The sequence below is a fragment of the Pseudomonas sp. MWU12-2319 genome (assembly GCF_023242525.1).
GTDB classification, from domain to species: domain Bacteria; phylum Pseudomonadota; class Gammaproteobacteria; order Pseudomonadales; family Pseudomonadaceae; genus Aquipseudomonas; species Aquipseudomonas gingeri_D.
In genome coordinates this window covers 1-902 of the sequence record NZ_JALJES010000057.1, presented here as the reverse complement: position 1 = coordinate 902, position 902 = coordinate 1, and the positions used below count along the sequence as shown (strand labels likewise).

Sequence of the window (902 nt, the reverse complement as noted above, 5' to 3'; positions counted from 1 at the left end):
GCCCAGGAGGCCCGTGCCGTGACCGCTTCCGACTCGGCCGCCATCGCCCGTGCCAAGGCAGCCCTCGATGCCCTGGACGTGGCCGAAGGCCTGGCTGAACTCGAAGGCGCCTCGGCCCGTGTCGCGGTCGATGAAAAGCGCATGATCAACTGCCGCGCCGACCTCAACCAGCTCGTGCCGTTCAAGTACGACTGGGCCTGGCAGAAGTACCTCGACGGCTGCGCAAACCACTGGATGCCGCAAGAAGTCAACATGACCGCCGACATCGCCCTCTGGAAAGACCCGGAAGGCCTGACCGACGACGAACGCCGCATCGTCATGCGCAACCTCGGTTTCTTCTCCACCGCCGACTCCCTGGTGGCGAACAACCTGGTGCTGGCCGTGTACCGCCTGATCACCAACCCCGAGTGCCGCCAGTACATCCTGCGCCAGGCCTTCGAAGAGGCGATCCACACCCACGCCTACCAGTACTGCATCGAATCGTTGGCCATGGATGAAGGCGAGATCTTCAACATGTACCACGAGATTCCTTCCGTGGCGAAAAAGGCCACCTGGGGCCTGAAGTACACCCGTTCGATCTCCGACCCGGAATTCAAGACCGGCACCGTCGAGACCGACAAGGAACTGCTGCGCAACCTGATTGCCTACTACTGCGTGCTGGAAGGGATCTTCTTCTACTGCGGCTTCACCCAGATCCTGTCCATGGGTCGTCGCAACAAGATGACCGGCGTGGCCGAGCAGTTCCAGTACATCCTGCGGGATGAGTCCATGCACCTGAACTTCGGCATCGACGTGATCAACCAGATCAAGATCGAGAACCCGCACCTGTGGGATGCCGAGATGAAGGAAGAAGCCACCCAGATGATCCTGCAGGGCACCCAGCTGGAAATCGAATACGCGCG

1 protein-coding gene is annotated in these 902 nt (G+C 61.1%); it reads left to right on the top strand.

Translation table 11 applies throughout. The features are described 5' to 3' along the window. On the top strand, nt 1-902 hold a 902-nt coding region (locus tag M5C01_RS32725; protein ID WP_152742439.1), incomplete at both ends, for a ribonucleotide-diphosphate reductase subunit beta.